Here is a 14,241-nt window from a genome sequence, read left to right as displayed (position 1 = left end):
CACAGCCTCATGTTTCAAACCATTCTCCGCAGTGTGGGCATTGGATAAGCTTAGAGCCGTTCTGTTGCGCCGTAGCGGGCTGAAAAGGTGCAGGCTGTCCAGATTGCTGGCTTTCAGGGTCCGAACCTGTATCGGCCACTTTGGGCGGCTGCTGGGCAGGCTCTGTGAAGAATTCCTCAAAATCGGAATCATCCACATCCCGAAGCAGGCCATCAAGTTCCACTTCACTGAAGCCGGTGCTGCTCAGATCCACATCCAGCGCCTGCAGTGCATCCATTTCGGCGCGGAGGATATCGTCATTCCAAGAAGATGCCTCTGCTACCTTGTTGTCTGCAATACGGTACGCCTTGACCTGCGCGTCCGTCAGGTCATCGACCCGGATGCAGGGCACTTTGTCCATGCCCAGCCGTTTTGCGGCCTCATAGCGGGTGTGTCCGGCAATGATCGTGCCTTTTCCATCAATCAAGATGGGCACCCGGAATCCAAATTCCTTGATGCTTTGGGCTACCGGACCAACGGCTGCTTCGTTGTTTCTGGGGTTGTTCTCATAGGGATGGATCTGCGAAATATCCTGATACACTACTTGCTGATTCATTTTTTCTCCCTTCTTTGCTTTTCCGCTGGCGTTGCGGAACAAATTAGGGAGCGGCGGTATCTTTCCTCCTTTCTGGGCATAAAAATACCCGTCCGGTGGCGAAACCGGGCGGGCAATGCGCTATGATTAGAATTTTACGGTATTATTGTACCACTTTTGCCGTGACGCGTCCATGACATCTTTTTGACATCGGACTAAGACATTTCCAATGCGTCGATACCAAACATCAGCATCGAGATTTTATCCACTGCTGCATCATGGTCACGGTAAACCTGCCGGGCGCTCACGTTTTCCTGCATCGCAATCTGCTCCACAGGCTTGGCGGTCTCGTCAATGTACATGGCCTTGATGATGCGCAGGCCCCGCTTCAGAGCTTCATTGTCGCTCTGGGCGCAGTAGGTTTCGTACAGGCCAAGCATTGCATCGATATGGCGAATCATGATTTTAGTGCGCCGGCAGCTGTTGCGGATGGATTCAACCGTAATGGCATTGTTCCGCTGGAGCATCATGTCCAGCAGTTCCAGTGCGGTTTCTTCCTCCTGACCATCATGTTCGCCAACCTCGTCCGTATAGACCGCACCCGTGCAATGTTTTTTGAACATCCGGTAGTTCTTCAGGAGCAACTTCGTGTTCCGCAACCGGCGGTCACACCGGCCTGCGGCTTTACGGGCCTGCTCGGCCACAACTTCCTTTGCACCCTCGCGGGCAGCTTTGCGGGCAGTTTCTTCGATGAACGCCATCATATCTTCCGGGATAGTCATTTTGCGCATCCTCCTGTTCTACGTTGCCAAAATCCATCAATTTAGGTATAATAGAATTGCTTTTCTCGGGGGATTGCGCAAGCAGTCCTCTTTTTGTTTGCTCAAATTGCGCTCATGCGGCGGGAAATTTCACTCTGGCTCAAAACGGCCAGCGGCTGGCGGGTAATGCCGCGCTCTGCTGCCATCTTAGCCGATACGGCCTCCATTGCCCGCAGCATATCTGCCCTCTGGGCTTCTGCGGAGCCGCCGGGCAGGATATAACCTTTGCTTTCCCGCATATCGTTGATTTTGAGTTCTTCCTGCAAAGCCTGTTCCGAACAGCGGCGAAGCAGTTCCATTGCATAGGCTTCACCGTCCTGCTCTACCCATCCGATGTACTGCCGGTAGTTATCCAGCGTTTCCTGCTTCAAGCGGGCAAGCCGTTCCTTGCCGAAGCCGAAGGTCAGGTGCGTTGTTGCCGCCATAACCAGCCAGGCGATCTCTGCGCCCTCGTTCTGGGCCATGCGGAGCTGCTCTTCCCTGCGGTTGCGCGGAGCCTTGGTCTGCGGAAGCCGGACCTCAAAATCACAGATGCCTTTCAAGTCCTCCCGCATGGCATCCGTTGCACTCTTGCGGTTCTCGGTCAGGATTTTTGTCCTATACCGCTGCTGAAACTCGTGCATCTCATTACAGGCCCGCTCCAAGCGTGTGGCTCCAATGCCCTCTTCCTGGTGCATAGCCACCACCATACACCAAGTGAAGATCTGCGCCGCTTTATCCCGTTCATCAGCCCGCTGCTGGCGAATGTTCTTCATCTGTTTTGCCATCTCCAATCTTTGCACCCGAAAATTTTTGCTAGGAATCTTCTCGCTTTGCCGCAGTCCCAACGGCTTTTGCACCACTGACACCGGCCATTGCACAGGAACGCCAGATGTGCTTTCATGTGCCCTCCTTTGCATTTTTTGCCTTCGGGCCCGCCATGTGATTCACAGCCCAGGACCAGCCCGCCATGGGCAATGCGGCCACGATCAGGATAATTCCGGCCGCATCCACGACCATCGGACTAAAGAAAATTTCACGAATCAGATTCATTAGATTCCTCCGCATTCACTATAAGTCCCGAAATTCCAACGTTCTCTTTTGCATAGCCCACAGCTTCTTCTGCGGATACTGCCCACACATAAGATTTTTTGAGCAGTTCCCTATTACTCACTGGGAATCTATATTCCACTTTGTATTTATGAACTATTTTCCACTGCCGGCGAGGTGCCGATGTTTCCCGCCAACACGCTGCTACCGGTTTTTGCTCTTCTACGCATACTGGGCGCAGCATTCCAAAATTGGGGTGTTCATAAGCTACTTTCTGCAAGGCTTCTTCTACGGCTTTCGGAGTGTTTTCTCCACGAATCCATGCAGAAAACATACATTTTTCTGCCGTATCATTTTTTCTTGCTTCGATTGCGACCTCATAGCACGGCACCCTTATTCACTCCTTTCCTGCCCGCCGATTGAAGTACACCGCCGGCGAAACACCGCGTTCATCACAGTCCTTGTTGTTGAAACTGACGATTGCACCGCAGTTTTTCTTATTGGTGCACCGAACGCATTTCATGCCCGTGACGCTCACGACTTCATAGGTCGGTGCACCACAGAACGGGCATTCCCGGCTTCTAGGTTCAACGTATGCTTTCATTTTTTCTCCTCAAATCTATTGCAAAACTCTGGGGGATCGTCAAAGGGTGGCAGATCCCAAAAATTGCAGACATATCTGCAGCACACATCGTTTTTTGCCCTTTTAAAGCGCAGATGGGCACACTTGTCACATAGTGGTGCTTTTCTTTTAGGAATTTCAGACGCAATGAGCACCCCAGTTGCATAGCTCACTGCCATAATCTGAAGCCACTTCAAAATAGTTTTGAAAATCTCTAATGCGGTCACTTTTCTTTTCCTTTCTTGCAGCACCCCATGTAATACTCTGTAGGCTCCCAGTCAGAAAGAACGATTTTTCCGATTTTGTCGCACCAGCTGTCACCCTCTCCGACGTACATACAATTGGGGCAAGTAATCAGGATTACATACCCTCTGCGGCCTGTCTTTTCGACCCCAATGATGTTTCTTTGCCATCAGGATCCTCCCCTACGCACCGGCTTCTTGCCGTTCCCAGCAAACTTTTCAGGCCGTTCATCGCTCATGCCGCGGACCAGCACCCGTGCTCGTTGGTCATTCGGCATCTGGTAGATGCAGCCAGTCGGAATGTGCATATACAGGTCATTCAGGACAGCGCGGGCGATTTCCGCTGTTTCATACTGCCCCAGACGATAGACATTTCCGCCTCCAGTGGGTACCGCCTTTATTTCATGCTCAGGACTCACATACACGCTGGTGCACTGGGCAATGTTCGTGATGGAGTCCCATTTTTTATTCATGACGTACATTCTGCATCCTCCACATAGCACCAGCTTTGAGGCGGGCGGCAAATGGAACATCCGTCGATTTTGCAAGTCGGTGGAATCATGTAGTGATAAGACGGTTCATAGTTTTCACAACGCCAATTTCCGCAAACACAATTTGATCTGCCCATTCCCAAAAAACCAAATCTTGAAAATTCATCAAGGTCTCTGGGCTTGTCATAAATCTTCAGGTCAGAGATGTGCCAGCCGTAGCCATTACGACCTTGCAGATATTTTTTAACGGTTTCTTCGGTCAGGCAGGCGGCTTGAAGCAGTGCATCTGCCGGTTTATACCACCCGTCCGATGTCAAAATGTTTATGTCCATCATCGTTCCGACGTGGACGAGCTTGTCGATTTTGTCGCAGGTGAACTCGCCGATCACTCTGCTGTCCATTTTCTGCACGCCAGCCTTGGGCGACTTCATAACCCAGCCATCGTGACCGGTGCAGTAGATGTACGCCTTGAACGGTGTTTCCAGTGTCGGGCGAGTCTTGCGCACCTCGACTTCCTTCATTCCTGCCCAGATCATCTTGCACCAGTTTGGCTGGATGCTCAGTAAAACAGCTTTACTCACTTTGCACCTCCCCGCCGTCCAGGTCGCCTTTGAGCTGTTCGAGCTTTTCGAGCACGATCTGCTGTACCTCTTCAGGCTTGCCGACGATCTCAACGAGCTGCGCCAGCATGATGTAAACATCCGCGATTTCTTCCCTGACGCTCTCGTGGGCGACCTTGATCTTCGCACCGTTGCGGTAGTTGAAGGTTACGGCCCGCTGGAGATTGCAGATCGCCTTCGTGAGCTCTGACATTTCCTTGATCGCCATCTGGAGCTGAGGGGCGGTGCCGTACCGATTGATCGCCCGCCGGATGGTACTCAGACCGTAATTAGGAATGACCGGGATTCCTGCATCCTCGTACCATTTGAGCTTTTCCCGCAGGGTCGCGTAGGCCCACAAAATCGTGTAGTGCTCTGCGATCAGTCCGTCAATGCTCTGCTTCGGGTCGTCGAAGAGGTGATCGGTCAGACTTTCGGAGAGCTCCATATCGTTGCAGCCCAGATCGATGCTGCTGCCATGCCCCTTGACGAGCTGCCGCGCATACTCGGTCAGTGCCATTTCAGGTTGCCGCAGCCATACCCATCCGTCCTCGCTGACGTCAGTAAAGTTGAGGGCAGTCTGAAAATTGTCCACCGGGTTGTCGGTCGTCAGCCTCGGAACACTCTTAATCTTTTGCTTATCCATTCTATACCTCCTCAAAAATCCCAGTCGTCGGGGACATATAAACGGCACTCTCCATCCCCGTTGTCGCTGGTCGGTTTATCAAACGGGCAGCCCGGGCAACCATTTCCGGTTGCCAAGTGGCAATGGCAAAAATCCATCAAATAATGGGCCATGTCCTCCGGGCTCGTAATAGCATATTCAGGGTTGGTCTTCGCCTCCTCAGTTTCGAAGAAAAACTTAATCGGCTTTTCGTTTTCAATAATATTCCTGTAAGCTACGCCAATTTTATAAATATAGTTATCACGCAGCTTACGGGGGATCTCGGCAATATACCGGCGAAATACTTCCAGGGAGTTTGCGCGCTTATAGTGGTTGCACATCCGGCAGGCGGGCATAAGGTTTGAAATATCATCTGCCGCGCCATCTACTTCATCCCACACCCGCAACGGTCGGAAGTGATCTACTTGCATATCTTTGTAGGCAATCGCCCTGCCGCAATATGCGCAGCGACCTCCGTACTTCCGGTATACCGCCTCACGGGTTTTCTTATTGATTGCCATTCTGTGTCATCTCCTTCGGTGGCAAAGGCATCCAACCAACAACAGGCCGATCAACCCGATTGTTGTAAACCTCATCCGGGTTAAAGTGGCGGTATTCCCACCAGCCTTTCGGGATTCGATAGTCGTCCTGTTCCTCGTCGTATGTCCCCCAATCGGGAAGATTCTCCCAATTCCATTCGCTATCTTGCAAAAAAACGTTTCCATCCTCATAATGCGCCGTCGTTATTCCGTACCCGTCAATTTCGTTGCAGTACAGAATTAGCACTTCTGTTTCTACCTTCGGCGGGTCTTTGTCGGGATCGCGCCAGAAAGAAAGTAGCGCTCCTTCCTGTGCAACAGGAAGTTTCTCGACCTTTTCCCGCGCTACCCGGAGAGTCGCAGAAACAACATCATTCGCACTCGGCTTCTGAATCGTGTTATACTCCAGGCATTTCAATACGTCCTCACGGTTGATGTACTCATCCATTGTCTTTCTCCTCATAAATGTCGAGCTTCATGTCCAGTGTGTACGGGGTGTCCACCGCGACGTCTGCGTCCGGGTCAAACTGTACGTCCAAGCTCCCATCTTTCAGCGAAATGGTGAGCACACAGTTATTGAGCTTTGTCGTAAAGCTGTCACCATCGTTCAACTTCCCATGGTCAGCCGCGTACAGTTCCAGCGCCGCTTTAATCGCTGCGTTCGACTGTTCCATCAATCCCTTTTCATTCATCTGAAATCACCTTCATCTTCACCACATTGAATTTTTCATACTCCGGGTAGCAAGCTCTGGCCATCGCCTTAGCTCGTACAGCAGCACGCTTAATGCCCTTTTCATCGACAACAACGCACGGCAGGAGTGCAGAGCCACGTTTCCCGGATGCAGTGATAAGCATCTCATACTTTGCCATCGTCTCGTCCTTTCTCTGGTTTCGGCGGGTGCGCTTCGCTCTGGCGGTCTATATCACCATCCACGCAGCACGCCGCATAAATCAGAAGTGCAGCCATCACCGCCAGAACCACCAGCACAATCCAAAGCCACATTTTGCATCACCCTCCCAGAAGATTTTTCATCATATACCCGGCCATAGCCTGTGCATATGCCTGTTTAGGAACGTCCGCCGCACCATTCTCTTCCAGCAGCTCTTTGATGCTGTGTTCGCGTCCTGCGCCGTCAATGGCCCGAACTCTGGTACTGCCGCGATTGACCGTCACCGTTTTCTTATCGCGCGGGTGGATGCCGAACGGAAGCTGGAAACCTTTCTCAAACACCCAGAGGTGATAGCAGTCGCAGACGTCCACCAGCCGGTCCTGCGTTGGGAACACTTCGACGGCAACTCGCTTCTCGCCGAACAGGTCGTTTTTAATTTCCATCTTGACGGCCCACGGGATATCCCCGCTGCCGTCACTCCGGCCAACGCCCTCTGCCGCCGTAATCGTGACGTGTTCGACCTTGCCCCATTCCGTGCGGAGCAAACGAGACATCACGCTGTACTTCTGGTCTTCGCTGATCCACGCCCGATCCATCTCCCTCATCCAGCCGTGATAAGGTACTCCCAGCTCTTCAGCTGCCTGTTTCGGGGTAATTGTTTCAGTCCATTTCATTTTTTCTGCTCCTCTCCAGCTTCTTTCATCAGGTATGGCGTGTCGCTCATGTTTCCAACCACTTTTCCAATGTAGAGCAACGCCCGAAGACAGCACGGGTTGTAGTCGCGTGAGTTCTTGCCGGCAATCTTTGCGTAGAACCCGATATGGCCCACGCCATAGGCAATGTACTCACCAAACTCCACAGAGAAAATCCGCTCGTTGGAGCCGGTGGTTTTGATGATGTCGCCCTCAAAGACCATCGTTCCTTCCATGTCCTTTACGCCAGTGCTCATGCCGATTGTAAAAGGCTTGACCAGATGGGCGTATGCCGGCTCTTGCTCGGAGTTGATGTACCAGCCCTCGCCCGGGCGACTGTTTTTCACACCTGGGGAGCGAATCAGGAATCCTTCATGCCAAACGCCATCTGCAGACTGCCCGCGAAAAGTTCTATCCTGCATCATGCTTCACCCCTTACCTTAACGGGAAGCACCAGCGCTTCATACTGCGGTTCAATCAGCTTTACAGGGGACAGCGGCCCAACTACCCATGCGCTGACTTCGTCCTCTTCCATCGACTTCAAAGCCTCGCTCAGAAATTCAAGGTTGAAGCCGATTCGCAAGGGGTCTTCCAACTTTCCGTTAAAGGAAAACTCCTCATTCATTTGCGCGATCGTGCTGCGCATTGATGCTCTGCCAGTGCCGCCGGGTTCCAGGTCCATTACCAGAACGCTCTTTTCCTTTGCGTCTGCAGACCGGGCCAGCTTGACACGACCCAGAACGCCCAGCAGTTCTTTTCTGTCAAGCGCAATTCGGGTTCCTTCATTTCTCTGGGCCACAACCTTACCATAGTCCAGGAACGGTTCCGCAATCAGGCGGGACTTCACCTCGAAATTGCTGTCACTGAAAACAGCCTTTTTCCGGTCACGCACAATTTCCACGCTACCATCCATAGAAAGCGTATCAACTGCCTTTGCCGTGGCCGCAGGAAGCGTAAAGCGAAAATCACCATCAGCTGTGCAATTGATTCTGGCAATCGCCATCCGGTATCCATCCAGCGCACAGATTTCCAGCACATCCTCGCCTTTCCGAGAGAAGCACAGGCCACGGTGCGCAGGGTGTTTTTCGTCCTTCGACACCGCATAGAGGACTTTGGAGATTGCCCAGCTTAAATCGTTGGCCCCCACGATACACCGCTTTGCATCATTGCCCGGGCCAGAAAACTCCGGGTAGTTCTCTGCCGGCGTTGTGTTCAGGCGTGCCCTGGCCGTGCCGGATTTCACGGTAAGGATTCCTTTATCGGCCTCGATGCTGATTTCCGGTGCTACCGTGCCGCTGATAAAATCAACACCGCGCGGTGGAACCACCACATCCTGCTCAACCGGCTTGGACAGACCAGCACGGACGCTCAGTTCCAGATTGGTGGCGTATGCATTGGAGCCGCTCAACAGGATTCCTGCATCATCGGTGCCCACCGCCCGAACCTCCGGCACCGCCGTACGCAACTTGGAAAACAGCGCTCCAAGTTCGCTTCGCTCAAACTTCATCTTCCTTTTCTCCTTTCTCAAAGTGCTTCATGCTGAATTTTCCATAGCATTCAGGGCACATATAAGCCACCCGCTCCGGGTTATCGCCACGCTTTCTGCGCAGGAGCAGGGCGTACATTTCCTTCATAGGCCGGTACTTGCCGCAAACGGTACAATGTTCCCACAGCCGCTTTTTCTGTTCCACTGTCGGGATTTTCTGTAAAAATGCCGCAGGCTTTTCCCGGCGCATATTCTCAGCGCCCACTATGCTTTCCATGTTGCTCCGCATAAACACCGGCGTACCAGCTGCATCTGCCGATGTCAGAATGTCCTGTATCCATCCAGCCTTTGGAATAACCTTTTTGGCATTTTGGCCTGTTTCCGCTCCAATAACTGCCCATTTCAGCTTTCGGAACGTTTTTGTTGCATCGCCTTCAAACGGTCCGAGAAGCGGCTCTATGGCTACGAACGTATTATACTTTTCGTTTGCCCACACGCTGTCTGACAGAATCGTTGCGGTAGAGCCGTACCAGAAATTGTTTTTCTGTGGAAGTACCCCATGGTTTGCAAGGTTCTGATATCTCACCGGATACTGCGTCAAGAAAATGTACTGGTGCTGGGGTGCCATTTCGGCCGCAGCGAATACCTGAATGATCCAATCTTCCGGCACCCACGGACCAAACAAGTCACCGTCCGTGCATACCATGATGGTTGAGCCCACCTTGACCTTTTGTGGCCAATCCATGCGATACTTATGTATCGTGGGCATAAATCCGGTTGGGTTGTTCAGAAAGCGATTATTCGTGGTTTCCCATGGAGCGTCCAGCTCAAAGAGGTTCGCTCCGACCTGCTGAACCTTCGGCCTTTCCGCCAGATTTTGTCGCCAATCGCTTGCAAACCTCAACGTGCTTTTCCTTGCGTAGCAATACCGGCAGTCCTTCAAACAGCCCGTCACGGGATTCCAAGCATAATCGGCCAACTCATTCTTTGTTCTGTTCACCGATAAATCCTCCCCGTCTGGTTATCCACGAGAACAATTCGCTCCACAATTTCAAACCCGGCGGCACCTGCCACATAACGCAGGACGTGGACAAGCTCACTCGCACGAGCTTCTTCCCTCTGGATGTTGCTCTCTGCCCGAACCCGTGTAGGATCCGGCGCGCCGCTGGGGTTGTGATTCTTCCGGGTGTCAGGCATTATTCTCTCCTTTGTCCAAAACCATGAAATATTCGTACTGGGTGCCCGGATTGGTATTCGGGCGGCGGCGTACAATATCAACTCGGTATCCCGCTTTCAGGAGCAGCCGCCCCAAATCCAGACGTTCATCTTCCGAAAGGCCCTTTGCTTTGGCGGGCGCGAGAGAAAGTTCAATTTTAGCCAACACGCTTTTCCACCTCCATCAAGTCGTGCATCAGTTCGTCAACCAGCAGCTTGCCAGCATTCGTACCCGTGCGGATAATGTTTCCGTTCTCCTTGAGTTCCGCAAACTCCTGTGCGCGGATTTCCTTGGACTGCCGTGCAAAATCAATTTCCGCCGTTGTCATGCGGCCCTGCACGACCTGTTGCCATTCCGCAATAAACGGTTTCGCATCCTCCAAATCGGCGTACTGGTCGTTGTTATAGCTGCGCTTTTGGCGGACAGTGCCGCCCGGCTCCACCTCCAAGGTATACCACGGGGTATTCGGGTCAGCCTTGCGCCGCATGAAGAAGATGTAGCTCTCACGTTTGGCAATACGCTCAAAGTACCTAGTTCCGCGCTGGATGCAGTGGTCAAGAAACCTGCTTTCTTCCAAAATGGCTTTTGCCCCATCCGGCACCCGAATGATGTATTCCGCTCCATCGTACTCGTAGATTTTACGGATTTTCTTATAGATGTTCTCGATATGGAACTGATTCTCCAGCTCCTTGGCTTCCTTTTTGATGCTGCTTGCGGCACCTCTCAAGGCGTCCTTTCGGCATTGCTTGTTTCGCTCCAGAACCAAATCATCATGGCGGCGCTTGAGATCCAGCGGGAAACGAACCTTTTCGAGATTCAAGTTCATTTTCATCTGTCCGGCCATATCGAGGTAGTCCAACCAGTCCGATGCAACTTGAAGAGCAATCTGGCCGTTGTAGCTTCCGGTGACTCGCCTTGTCTGCTGGCGGAGATATTTCAAGCTCCGTGTCATTCCACTTTCCCGCAATGTCTTGGCCATTCCTGAGAGATTTCGGATGTTAGCCGTCATCTTCATGTTCTTGTCATTGATTGCAAGGCCGGCTTCTTTCCACTTCAGCGCATCATCCACCTCGCGGAACGACTTTTTGCTTCGTGCGACCACGGCCAGCTCCTGACGATTTAAGCCAAACACATCGTAATAGGTCTTTGCTCGAAGATTGATGCGGGTGCTGTGTTCATATTCGTCGTATACCTGAGAGCACAGTGCATCAGCCCAGCCCGTTTTTACAAGGCTTTCGGCCATCGGATACCGATTCACGATTTCCCACTGACGAACTTCCCACGGAAAGTTGAGATGGTTATCGTACTGGTACATCCATTCAGATTTCAGCACTTTCCGAACATCACTTTCAAATTGGTCAGTATGGGATGCCAACGTGTACGGCTGATACGGGCCAGAGGGGGCCGTTAGCATTGCGGATAGATTCGGGCGCTGGCACATAATATATTCCTCTTTTTCACTCCAGCTGCGTTTCCACTGCTTGATGGTCTTTCCGTCCGTCCACCATATCCCCCGGCCATGAAATTCCAGTTCTGCCCGATGATTGCTGAAATCGAAATACACCAGATAACGGCGAATCCAGACCCCATCTCCCTGCGGTTTGCTCCAAAGGAATGTCCTTGCGGCCCACAGTCTTTTGACCGAATAGCGGGTATTGCGAACCTGCATTTTCTCCCCGCAGCACTCGCACACCACTGTACTCTTATGCTTGAGCGGTTCCGACAGCGTGTATTCACCACCGCAGCTATCGCATCTCGCCCGCTGAATCGGGATTTTATTCTCAACTCCGCCGGGATCAACTACACTCTGCTTATCATTGGTGACCCAGAGAAAGCCCGCATCACTGCATACTTTCAAAACCTGTCTTCCGAGATCTTCCGGCGGCTCCGGCAGATTCTCAAAGAGCTTCTGTGTCTCAGCCTCCTGCCGTGCGTTGCGCTCTTCGCGCTTCTTCCGCGTATGAGCAGACAGCGCATCTTCCACAATGCCAATCAGATAGCCCGGTCTGCGGTCATCAAAATAGTTCTGCAGGAGCTCCGATTCTTCCTTTGTTGCCGACACTTCGGTTATCCAAGTCAAGCACTGGCAGGGTTTGACCTCGATTTGAAGCGGCGAAAGCTCGCCTTTGGTCGGATTCTTATTCCCGCGAAGCTCTCCCGTCCAGTAATCTTTGAAAAAGCGCCACACGACCAGCGGCTTTTCCTTTTTGTCCCAGACGGCCACCGTCAGCACATTTCCCTTGATATAGCGGCCCACGCCCTGCCCCTCGGCAACTGACATAGACAGCGCCGCATCCAGCTCCGGCCGTTTCGGTTCCGGCGCATAAAGTTTCAATTCTTCAGCCTTTTTCATTGCATGCCGCCTCCAAGCTCTCCGCCGTGTAGTTCTTCCCCGGCAAAATCTTTACGCCGTCAATCAGCTGTGCAATACAGATGGGCTCCTGATGATCTTGGATGATGAAGCAGAGCCATTCTCCCAGTTCTCCGGCCAGCTTCTTGCCCTTTCCATACGCAATATGGAACGGTTTCTTGAAGCAGTCCTCAAATTTCTCTGCCGGGTGCTCAGACGCATACCTTGCGTGCATAAAGAGAAATTCATCCTCTTTCAGCCTGCGCAGCGGGACAATTTCGGTACAACTGCTTCGTGTCCTGTAATCGTCCTCGTCAATGTCACCGCCGGCTGCAATGGCCCAAAATTCATTTTTGCCATCCCATGCGTACCAGTTCAGGCAGTCAAGCGGATCCAGACAGTAATGGAAGCCTGCGTTTGCGCATTTCGCTTTTTTCGTCTTGCTCGCCTCGCCCGGCCGGTACTGATAGCTGCCATTGCCGAGCGTAGCAATCAGGCCCGGCTTGAAACCTTTGAATCCTAAAACCATCAGAACCATCCCTCCAAGGAAAGCTGCATCGAATCCTCGCTCTGCTTCTCTTTCTTTTTTGCAGGCTTTTTCTCCGGTTTCGGCTTCTTCTGGTCAGGCTTCTCCTTTTCCGGCTCCTGCGGTTTCGGAATATTCGGGGTGGCGTTCTCCGGTTTAATGGTTGCCGGCGCCCGCATCTCTTCTTCCGTCGGCGGCGTTCCGGTAAGATTGATGTTTATCGAAAACGAGATTTCAGCATTGGGGAAGTAGAACTGCACGGCCTTGCGATACGCTTCAAGGTCAGACAGAACCTCTCCCGCATTGTGCACGACTGCCGCGCAGCATTCAGAGAACGTGCGCTCCGTGTTACAAACGACCTCAGCGAAGCGCGGCTCCTGATCTGCAAAGTTCAGCAGTGCCCGCAGCACATAGCTCTGAACGCTCGCGGCGGCGCGCCCGCCTTTGAACAGCTTGTCCTCTGCCTCCAGCTTCTCTTTTGCCTTGGCCCGCCAATCGACGAACTCTACTGTGGTTGTGGTGTGTGTGGTGGAATCCATATTGTCCTCCTATCAGAAAAAGCTCAACTGCCCGCCCTTACCCTCAGAGAACATCGGTTCCTGCTCCGGCTCTTTGGGCGGCGTTTTAGCGGCTTTTGGCTTTTCCGTATCTTTTGGTTGCTTACTCTTTTTTGTGGCTTCAAGGGCTTTCTGTGGTTCGGATTTTGGCGCATCCGCAGCATATTCTTCCTTTATCGGCTGGGTGACCAGCTCCATCTGCGCCATAAAGATTCGATACTGCCAAACCGGGATCCTGAGCAGCGGCGTGTACCAGACGCTCCCGTTGTCAACCGGAAGCAGCCCTCTTTTGTCATAAGACGTAGACGGGCTTGCAAGCGTATCACCGATGACGACATATCCCGGCATTCCAAGCAGACTCATTTGCAGATAGCACATCATACCCACGATGTAGTCAATGTCCTGCGCCACAAACAGCACATCCGTCTGATAATTGATGCCTTTTTTCCTGCATTCGTTTGCAAACGCCACCAGCAAGGCCCCCGCGCCGCAGGTCGGGTCACAGACCGCGACCCATCCCCTGTCTCCGATTTTCTGCTGAAATTCTTCTGCCGGGGTCGTCACCGCAGACATAAACTCGCAAAGGTGGTAAGGCGTGAAGAACTGGCCCGCGTGGTCACTTCCAAGCCCCAAGCACATATACAGCTCGCCAAGGAAATCCTGTTCCGAGTTGTCCTCCAACGCCATAACCAGAATCGAGAACATATCCGCGAATGCGTCCACTTCCTGCTTCGTGTACTTTTTCACAATAGTCATGTACTGCTGCTCCCGCTCATCGAAGTGGCTCTTGTCCGTCGCGTTGGACACGGCAATGGCGCTTATCGTAATCCAATCGCTCCAAACCTGCCACCTTGATCGCCCCTTGCTTGTAAATACTTCAAACTTCTTCACAAGCTCTTTCTGGGCCTCGCCGCGGACATGGCGAATATCGCTTCCCATTAGA

General features: G+C 52.4%; 24 protein-coding genes. All 24 read right to left on the bottom strand.

Annotation, left to right across the window (positions count from 1 at the left end; genetic code table 11):
* Nucleotides 1-7 precede the first annotated feature (7 nt).
* Complete coding sequence (locus tag MTP36_RS08095) at nt 8-595, bottom strand: ParB N-terminal domain-containing protein (RefSeq protein ID WP_249247315.1); 588 nt, start codon at nt 593-595, stop codon at nt 8-10.
* Between the two features lie 194 nt (nt 596-789).
* Nucleotides 790-1,356, bottom strand: coding sequence for a hypothetical protein (locus MTP36_RS08090; protein WP_249247305.1), 567 nt, complete (start codon nt 1,354-1,356; stop codon nt 790-792).
* Nucleotides 1,357-1,457: 101 nt separating this feature from the next.
* Nucleotides 1,458-2,150, bottom strand: coding sequence for a hypothetical protein (locus MTP36_RS08085; RefSeq protein ID WP_249247303.1), 693 nt, complete (start codon nt 2,148-2,150; stop codon nt 1,458-1,460).
* Nucleotides 2,151-2,274: 124 nt separating this feature from the next.
* Nucleotides 2,275-2,427, bottom strand: a complete 153-nt coding sequence (locus MTP36_RS08080) for a hypothetical protein (protein WP_249247294.1) — start codon at nt 2,425-2,427, stop codon at nt 2,275-2,277.
* Nucleotides 2,411-2,758: a hypothetical protein gene (locus MTP36_RS08075; protein ID WP_249247292.1), complete on the bottom strand. Its 348-nt coding sequence runs from the start codon at nt 2,756-2,758 to the stop codon at nt 2,411-2,413. Before MTP36_RS08075 ends, MTP36_RS08080 begins: the two co-directional genes overlap by 17 nt.
* Nucleotides 2,759-2,821: 63 nt before the next feature.
* Complete coding sequence (locus tag MTP36_RS08070) at nt 2,822-3,028, bottom strand: hypothetical protein (RefSeq protein WP_249247290.1); 207 nt, start codon at nt 3,026-3,028, stop codon at nt 2,822-2,824.
* Complete coding sequence (locus MTP36_RS08065) at nt 3,025-3,273, bottom strand: hypothetical protein (RefSeq protein ID WP_249247281.1); 249 nt, start codon at nt 3,271-3,273, stop codon at nt 3,025-3,027. Before MTP36_RS08065 ends, MTP36_RS08070 begins: the two co-directional genes overlap by 4 nt.
* A 185-nt stretch (nt 3,274-3,458) precedes the next feature.
* Nucleotides 3,459-3,761: a hypothetical protein gene (locus MTP36_RS08060; protein WP_249247279.1), complete on the bottom strand. Its 303-nt coding sequence runs from the start codon at nt 3,759-3,761 to the stop codon at nt 3,459-3,461.
* Nucleotides 3,758-4,360 (bottom strand): hypothetical protein, encoded by a 603-nt coding sequence (locus tag MTP36_RS08055; protein ID WP_249247277.1) that lies wholly within the window; start codon nt 4,358-4,360, stop codon nt 3,758-3,760. Before MTP36_RS08055 ends, MTP36_RS08060 begins: the two co-directional genes overlap by 4 nt.
* Nucleotides 4,353-5,024, bottom strand: coding sequence for a hypothetical protein (locus MTP36_RS08050; protein ID WP_249247275.1), 672 nt, complete (start codon nt 5,022-5,024; stop codon nt 4,353-4,355). Before MTP36_RS08050 ends, MTP36_RS08055 begins: the two co-directional genes overlap by 8 nt.
* A gap of 11 nt (nt 5,025-5,035) precedes the next feature.
* Entirely contained in the window at nt 5,036-5,563 is a 528-nt protein-coding gene (locus MTP36_RS08045; protein ID WP_249247273.1) for an HNH endonuclease, read from the bottom strand.
* On the bottom strand, nt 5,550-6,029 hold the full coding sequence (locus MTP36_RS08040) for a hypothetical protein (protein WP_249247270.1): 480 nt from the start codon (nt 6,027-6,029) through the stop codon (nt 5,550-5,552). Before MTP36_RS08040 ends, MTP36_RS08045 begins: the two co-directional genes overlap by 14 nt.
* Nucleotides 6,022-6,255 carry a hypothetical protein gene (locus MTP36_RS08035; RefSeq protein ID WP_249247263.1) on the bottom strand — a complete coding sequence of 78 codons (234 nt, stop codon included), beginning with the start codon at nt 6,253-6,255 and terminating at the stop codon, nt 6,022-6,024. The genes MTP36_RS08040 and MTP36_RS08035 overlap by 8 nt, the downstream gene beginning before the upstream one ends.
* A 10-nt stretch (nt 6,256-6,265) precedes the next feature.
* Nucleotides 6,266-6,451: a hypothetical protein gene (locus MTP36_RS08030; protein WP_249247259.1), complete on the bottom strand. Its 186-nt coding sequence runs from the start codon at nt 6,449-6,451 to the stop codon at nt 6,266-6,268.
* Complete coding sequence (locus tag MTP36_RS08025) at nt 6,438-6,584, bottom strand: hypothetical protein (protein ID WP_022257359.1); 147 nt, start codon at nt 6,582-6,584, stop codon at nt 6,438-6,440. Before MTP36_RS08025 ends, MTP36_RS08030 begins: the two co-directional genes overlap by 14 nt.
* A gap of 6 nt (nt 6,585-6,590) precedes the next feature.
* Nucleotides 6,591-7,145: a DUF7694 domain-containing protein gene (locus MTP36_RS08020; RefSeq protein ID WP_249247250.1), complete on the bottom strand. Its 555-nt coding sequence runs from the start codon at nt 7,143-7,145 to the stop codon at nt 6,591-6,593.
* Nucleotides 7,142-7,588 (bottom strand): YopX family protein, encoded by a 447-nt coding sequence (locus tag MTP36_RS08015; RefSeq protein ID WP_249247240.1) that lies wholly within the window; start codon nt 7,586-7,588, stop codon nt 7,142-7,144. Before MTP36_RS08015 ends, MTP36_RS08020 begins: the two co-directional genes overlap by 4 nt.
* Nucleotides 7,585-8,670: a DNA polymerase III subunit beta gene (locus MTP36_RS08010; RefSeq protein ID WP_249247222.1), complete on the bottom strand. Its 1,086-nt coding sequence runs from the start codon at nt 8,668-8,670 to the stop codon at nt 7,585-7,587. Before MTP36_RS08010 ends, MTP36_RS08015 begins: the two co-directional genes overlap by 4 nt.
* Nucleotides 8,660-9,649: a DUF5131 family protein gene (locus MTP36_RS08005; RefSeq protein ID WP_249247220.1), complete on the bottom strand. Its 990-nt coding sequence runs from the start codon at nt 9,647-9,649 to the stop codon at nt 8,660-8,662. Before MTP36_RS08005 ends, MTP36_RS08010 begins: the two co-directional genes overlap by 11 nt.
* Nucleotides 9,650-9,838: 189 nt before the next feature.
* Complete coding sequence (locus MTP36_RS08000) at nt 9,839-10,030, bottom strand: hypothetical protein (RefSeq protein ID WP_249247211.1); 192 nt, start codon at nt 10,028-10,030, stop codon at nt 9,839-9,841.
* A complete protein-coding gene (locus MTP36_RS07995) occupies nt 10,023-12,218 on the bottom strand; it encodes a PcfJ domain-containing protein (RefSeq protein ID WP_249247202.1) in 2,196 nt (731 codons plus the stop codon). Before MTP36_RS07995 ends, MTP36_RS08000 begins: the two co-directional genes overlap by 8 nt.
* On the bottom strand, nt 12,205-12,744 hold the full coding sequence (locus MTP36_RS07990) for a DUF7666 domain-containing protein (protein WP_249247201.1): 540 nt from the start codon (nt 12,742-12,744) through the stop codon (nt 12,205-12,207). Before MTP36_RS07990 ends, MTP36_RS07995 begins: the two co-directional genes overlap by 14 nt.
* Nucleotides 12,744-13,280 carry a Cas9 inhibitor AcrIIA9 family protein gene (locus tag MTP36_RS07985; protein ID WP_249247200.1) on the bottom strand — a complete coding sequence of 179 codons (537 nt, stop codon included), beginning with the start codon at nt 13,278-13,280 and terminating at the stop codon, nt 12,744-12,746. The genes MTP36_RS07990 and MTP36_RS07985 overlap by 1 nt, the downstream gene beginning before the upstream one ends.
* A gap of 12 nt (nt 13,281-13,292) precedes the next feature.
* Complete coding sequence (locus tag MTP36_RS07980) at nt 13,293-14,237, bottom strand: N-6 DNA methylase (protein ID WP_249247199.1); 945 nt, start codon at nt 14,235-14,237, stop codon at nt 13,293-13,295.
* Nucleotides 14,238-14,241 lie beyond the last annotated feature (4 nt).

The organism is Faecalibacterium sp. I4-1-79 (genome assembly GCF_023347235.1).
Taxonomy (GTDB): domain Bacteria; phylum Bacillota; class Clostridia; order Oscillospirales; family Ruminococcaceae; genus Faecalibacterium; species Faecalibacterium tardum.
The sequence above is the reverse complement of the archived record's forward strand: the minus strand, read 5'-3'. Positions and strand labels throughout refer to the sequence as shown.

Coding starts and splice junctions, on each gene's coding strand:
- MTP36_RS08085 (WP_249247303.1), bottom strand. CDS start 2,150: ATGAAGAACATTCGCCAGCAGCGGGCTGATGAACGGGATAAAGCGGCG.
- MTP36_RS08060 (WP_249247279.1), bottom strand. CDS start 3,761: ATGAATAAAAAATGGGACTCCATCACGAACATTGCCCAGTGCACCAGC.
- MTP36_RS08030 (WP_249247259.1), bottom strand. CDS start 6,451: ATGGCAAAGTATGAGATGCTTATCACTGCATCCGGGAAACGTGGCTCT.
- MTP36_RS08035 (WP_249247263.1), bottom strand. CDS start 6,255: ATGGAACAGTCGAACGCAGCGATTAAAGCGGCGCTGGAACTGTACGCG.
- MTP36_RS08090 (WP_249247305.1), bottom strand. CDS start 1,356: ATGACTATCCCGGAAGATATGATGGCGTTCATCGAAGAAACTGCCCGC.
- MTP36_RS07985 (WP_249247200.1), bottom strand. CDS start 13,280: ATGGATTCCACCACACACACCACAACCACAGTAGAGTTCGTCGATTGG.
- MTP36_RS07990 (WP_249247201.1), bottom strand. CDS start 12,744: ATGGTTTTAGGATTCAAAGGTTTCAAGCCGGGCCTGATTGCTACGCTC.
- MTP36_RS07995 (WP_249247202.1), bottom strand. CDS start 12,218: ATGAAAAAGGCTGAAGAATTGAAACTTTATGCGCCGGAACCGAAACGG.
- MTP36_RS08045 (WP_249247273.1), bottom strand. CDS start 5,563: ATGGCAATCAATAAGAAAACCCGTGAGGCGGTATACCGGAAGTACGGA.
- MTP36_RS08040 (WP_249247270.1), bottom strand. CDS start 6,029: ATGGATGAGTACATCAACCGTGAGGACGTATTGAAATGCCTGGAGTAT.
- MTP36_RS08015 (WP_249247240.1), bottom strand. CDS start 7,588: ATGATGCAGGATAGAACTTTTCGCGGGCAGTCTGCAGATGGCGTTTGG.
- MTP36_RS08050 (WP_249247275.1), bottom strand. CDS start 5,024: ATGGATAAGCAAAAGATTAAGAGTGTTCCGAGGCTGACGACCGACAAC.
- MTP36_RS07980 (WP_249247199.1), bottom strand. CDS start 14,237: ATGGGAAGCGATATTCGCCATGTCCGCGGCGAGGCCCAGAAAGAGCTT.
- MTP36_RS08095 (WP_249247315.1), bottom strand. CDS start 595: ATGAATCAGCAAGTAGTGTATCAGGATATTTCGCAGATCCATCCCTAT.
- MTP36_RS08075 (WP_249247292.1), bottom strand. CDS start 2,758: ATGTTTTCTGCATGGATTCGTGGAGAAAACACTCCGAAAGCCGTAGAA.
- MTP36_RS08020 (WP_249247250.1), bottom strand. CDS start 7,145: ATGAAATGGACTGAAACAATTACCCCGAAACAGGCAGCTGAAGAGCTG.
- MTP36_RS08010 (WP_249247222.1), bottom strand. CDS start 8,670: ATGAAGTTTGAGCGAAGCGAACTTGGAGCGCTGTTTTCCAAGTTGCGT.
- MTP36_RS08025 (WP_022257359.1), bottom strand. CDS start 6,584: ATGTGGCTTTGGATTGTGCTGGTGGTTCTGGCGGTGATGGCTGCACTT.
- MTP36_RS08080 (WP_249247294.1), bottom strand. CDS start 2,427: ATGAATCTGATTCGTGAAATTTTCTTTAGTCCGATGGTCGTGGATGCG.
- MTP36_RS08070 (WP_249247290.1), bottom strand. CDS start 3,028: ATGAAAGCATACGTTGAACCTAGAAGCCGGGAATGCCCGTTCTGTGGT.